The sequence below is a fragment of the Pseudomonas sp. genome, assembly GCF_037994325.1.
Lineage (GTDB): Bacteria > Pseudomonadota > Gammaproteobacteria > Pseudomonadales > Pseudomonadaceae > Aquipseudomonas.
In genome coordinates this window covers 1-4,612 of record NZ_JBBNAH010000341.1, presented here as the reverse complement: position 1 = coordinate 4,612, position 4,612 = coordinate 1, and the positions used below count along the sequence as shown (strand labels likewise).

The 4,612-nt window shown below is 62.0% G+C and carries 2 protein-coding genes; both read left to right on the top strand.

Annotated features, from left to right (window positions below):
• Positions 1-296 precede the first annotated feature (296 nt).
• Positions 297-3,728, top strand: a complete 3,432-nt coding sequence (locus AAAB16_RS11505) for an ATP-binding protein (protein WP_340663432.1) — start codon at positions 297-299, stop codon at positions 3,726-3,728.
• On the top strand, positions 3,725-4,399 hold the full coding sequence (locus AAAB16_RS11500; protein ID WP_340663431.1) for a response regulator: 675 nt from the start codon (positions 3,725-3,727) through the stop codon (positions 4,397-4,399). The genes AAAB16_RS11505 and AAAB16_RS11500 overlap by 4 nt, the downstream gene beginning before the upstream one ends.
• The last annotated feature ends 213 nt before the right edge of the window (positions 4,400-4,612 follow it).

Sequence of the window (4,612 nt, the reverse complement as noted above, 5' to 3'; positions counted from 1 at the left end):
ATGCTGCTCCTCTGGTAGTTGGCCTCCCCGGCTCGCCTCTCGGGTACCGGCTTGGGGTTGCGGCAAGGATGGGGGGCAGCATGCTGGCGGGGGTATACGCAGGTTGACGTAACGGCATACGTCATCTGACGTAGGGCGGGGTGCTCCGGGCTGGTGCAAGCTAAGGCCCACTCACGCAGCCAGACAGAAGCCCAGGCGCAGCAGGCGGGCGTATGAACTGTGGCGCGAGGCCAGGGCATGGAAGTTGCTCAAGCCCCTGCCACCCCATCCTCTCGCAGCGGCACCAGGAGCACCCCGTGCAACCAATCGGCACCCAGCGCATCGTCAAGATCCGCCGCGACTACAACAGCTGGGTCGCCGACGAGACCATGGAGGACTACGCCCTGCGCTATACGCCGCGCTCGTTCCGCAAATGGTCGGAGTGGCGCATTGCTAATACGGCGGTGGGCGCGGTGTCGTTTCTGGCCCTGGAAGCCATCGGCGGCGCGCTGGCGTTGAGCTACGGCTTTACCAATACCCTGTGGGCAATTCTGGCGGTGAGCCTGGTGATTTTTCTTACTGGCCTGCCCATCAGCTACTACGCCGCGCGTTATGGCGTGGACATGGACTTGCTCACCCGTGGCGCTGGCTTTGGCTATATTGGCTCAACCATTACCTCGCTGATTTACGCCAGCTTCACCTTTCTGTTCTTCGCCCTGGAAGCGGCGATCATGGCCCTGGCGTTGGAGCTGTATTTCCACATTCCGCTGGCGTTGGCCTATGTGATTTGTTCGGTGATGGTGATTCCGCTGGCGGCCTATGGCGTGACGTTAATCAGCCGCCTGCAGCTGTGGACCCAGCCGGTGTGGATCGTCCTGCTGTTGTTGCCCTACCTGTTTGTCGCCTGGAAAAACCCCGAAGCGCTGAGCGACTGGACCAGCTTTGCCGGCCGCGAGGGCGAAGGTGGCGCGTTTAATTTGCTGTCCTTTGGCGCTGCCTGCACCGTGGCCCTGGCGCTGATTACGCAGATTGGCGAGCAGGTCGACTACCTGCGCTTTCTGCCAGAAAAAACTGCCGCCAACCGCAAGCGCTGGTGGGCCGCCTTGCTGATGGCCGGGCCGGGTTGGATTATTCCCGGCGCGCTGAAAATGCTCGCCGGCGCCTTTCTGGCCTTTCTTGCGCTGCAACATGAAATTCCCATGGAGCGCGCCGCCGAGCCGACACAGATGTACCTGGTTGCCTTCGGCTATGTGTTTGGTTCGCCACAACTGGCGCTGGCGGCAATGGTGCTGTTTGTCATCGTTTCGCAGGTAAAGATCAACCTGACCAACGCCTACGCCGGCTCCCTGGCCTGGTCGAACTTCTTCGCCCGCGTCACCCACAGCCACCCAGGGCGTGTGGTGTGGTTGGTGTTTAACGTGGCTATTGCGTTGATGCTGATGGAGCTCGGCGTATTCGATGCCATTGAAGAAGTGCTCGGGCTCTACGCCAATATCGCCATCGCCTGGATTGGCGCGGTGGTGGCCGACTTGGTGATTAATAAACCGCTGGGCCTGTCGCCCAAACATATCGAGTTCAAACGCGCGCACCTCTACGACATCAACCCGGTGGGCGTCGGCGCCATGCTAATTGCCTCGCTGTTGTCGGTGCTGGCCCATGGCGGGGTTTTCGGCGTGATGCTGGAAGCCGCGTCGCCGGTGGTGGCGCTGGGCTCGGCGTTTCTTACCGCGCCGCTGATCGCCTGGCTGAGCAAAGGCCGCTACTACATTGCCCGTACCAGCTCGCCGCAATTGCTCTACCCCGCCGGCCCACAAGCGGAGTTGCAATGCGGCTTATGCAGTAATGCCTTTGAAGCGCCGGACATGGCGTTCTGCCCGGCCTACAGCACGCCAATCTGCTCACTGTGTTGCTCGCTGGATGCGCGCTGCGGCGATGCCTGCAAGCCCCAGGCGCGGCTGGCCGAGCAGATGGATAACTTTGTCCGCTGGCTCTTTCCGCGTGCCTCGATCCCGCGTTTGCACAGCCGGTTGGCGCAGTACCTCGGCTTGCTGTTGGTGCTGGTGGGGCTGCTGCTTGGCGCCTTGTTGATGATCTACAGCCAGGTGTCCCACAGCCTATTGCCGCACTCGCCCGAGGTGCAGCAAACCTTGTACCTCGCCTTTCTCAAAGCCTTTCTAACCCTTACCGTGTTCGCCGGCATCCTCGCCTGGTGGGTGGTGCTGACCCGCGAAAGCCGCCGCGTGGCGCAGGAAGAATCGGATCGCCAAACCCTGCTGCTGATGCAGGAAATCGAAGCACACCGGCGCACCGATGAGGCGCTGCAAAAAGCCAAGGAAGCCTCCGAGGCCGCCAATGCGGCGAAGAGCCGCTATGTCACCGGGCTGTCCCATGAACTGCGCACGCCACTGAATAGCATCCTCGGCTATACGCAGATCTTGCAGCGTGACAGCGCCATGCCCGGCCAGCATCACGACGCCCTGGCGACCATTTACCGCAGCGGCTCGCACCTGCTGTCGCTAATCGACGGCTTGCTTGATGTGGCCAAAATCGAAGCGGGCAAATTGCAGTTGGAGCTCAGCGAAATTCCCTTCCCGGAATTTATCCATGACCTGGAGCGCATGTTTACCCCGCAGGCCGAAGAGAAAGGTCTGCACTTTCGCCTGGAGCAAGTCGCGCGTATGCCCACCGTGGTGCGTGGCGATGAAAAGCGCGTGCGGCAAATTCTGATCAACCTGCTGGGCAATGCCGTGCGCTTTACCGACAGCGGCCAGGTCAGCCTGCGGGTCAGCTATATGCGCGAGACGGCGACCTTTGAAATTATCGACACTGGCATTGGTATTGCGCCGGAGCAGATTGAGCGAATTTTCCAGCCCTTCGAACGCGGCGATTTGATGCGTCAGGACAACGGTGTCGGCCTGGGGCTGACCATTACGCGCATGCTCACCTCGTTGATGGGCGGCGAGTTGTCGGTGAAAAGCGTACCGGACCAGGGCACCACCTTTCAGGTGCGCCTGTTCTTGTCCGAGGTGCGCGTGCCGCAGGCGGTGGTGCATGTGGAGCACGACATCATTGGCTATCAGGGCCCGCGGCGGCTGATTCTGGTAGTCGACGACCATATCGAGCACCGGCGTATTTTGGCCGGCATGCTGGAGCCGCTGGGCTTTGAAATTGCCCAGGCTGCCAATGGCCAGGAAGCGATTCGCCAGGTGGCGCTGCTGAATCCCGACCTGATCTTGATGGACCTGTCGATGCCGCAGATGGATGGCTGGGAAACCAGCCGGCTGATCCGCCGTAATGCCCTGTCGCTGGCACCGATCATCGTGATTTCCGCCAACGCCTTTGCCGATGACCGCGAGCGCAGTGTTGCGGCGGCCTGTAATGACTACCTGGCCAAACCGGTGCATACCCCGGCGCTGCTGGAGAAGATTCAGACCTACCTCGGCCTGCGCTGGGTTAAGCGCGCCGCTATCACCGCGCCGCCCGCGCAGAGTTTGGTGGTGCCCTCTGCCAGCGCCTTGGCCGAGCTCTATGAGCTGGGCGAGCTGGGCTACATCAAAGGCATCTTGGAAAAGCTCGACGTTATCGACAGCCAGGAGCCGGCCAGCGCCGCCTACACCCAGAGCCTGCGCGCGCAGGTAAAACGTTTTCAGCTCAACGAATTCAACCGTCGGGTCAAGGACGCCCTGCACCACCTCACGCTTAATCCCGCCGCCGCCCCCATTCAACCCGCCGCCGAGGAGACCCCATGAACGCCGTCAACGCCGCCCTTCCCCCCGCCGACCAAGGCATTGTGCTGATTGTCGACGACACGCCGGACAACCTGGCGTTGTTATCCGACGCCCTGGATATGGCCGGCTATATGGTGCTGGTCGCCCTCGACGGCGCCAGCGCCTTGGAACGTATGCAACGGCGGCGCCCGGACGTGGTGCTGCTCGACGCCATGATGCCGGGCCTGGACGGCTTCGAAACTTGCCGGCGGATCAAGGCGCAGGCCGAGCTTGCCGATATTCCCGTGCTGTTTATGACCGCACTGTGCGACAGCGAGCATGTGGTGGAAGGCTTTGCTGCGGGCGGTATCGACTACGTGACCAAACCGATCCGCACCGACGAAGTGCTGGCCCGCGTTGCCGCCCACCTGCGCACCGCCCGCAGCCTGCAATCGGCGCGCAGCGTGCCGGCATTAAAACCGGTCCCCACCCCACAGCAGGCACAGGAGGCGCTGGCCCTGCGCTTCCAACTGACTGAACGGGAAGTAGAGGTGTTGCAGTGGGTGAGTTGCGGTAAGACCAACCGCGATATCGGCGATATTCTCGGCCTGAGCCCGCGCACAGTGAATAAACACCTTGAACATGTGTACGTGAAGTTGGGCGTGGAGACGCGCACGGCGGCGGCTGCGGTGGCAATTGCGGCGGGGAGATAACGGTCGCGAAAGATCAAAAGCCCCTCACCCCAGCCCTCTCCCGCAAGCGGGAGAGGGGGCTTGATCGAGTAACGTCGGGGAGCGGCGATTTGTTCCCCTCTCCTGCAAGCGGGAGAGGGAGCTTGATCGAGTAGCGTCGGGGAGCGGCTATTTGTTCCCCTCTCCCGCTTGCGGGAGAGGGCTGGGGTGAGGGGCTTTTGATCTTTCGCGACC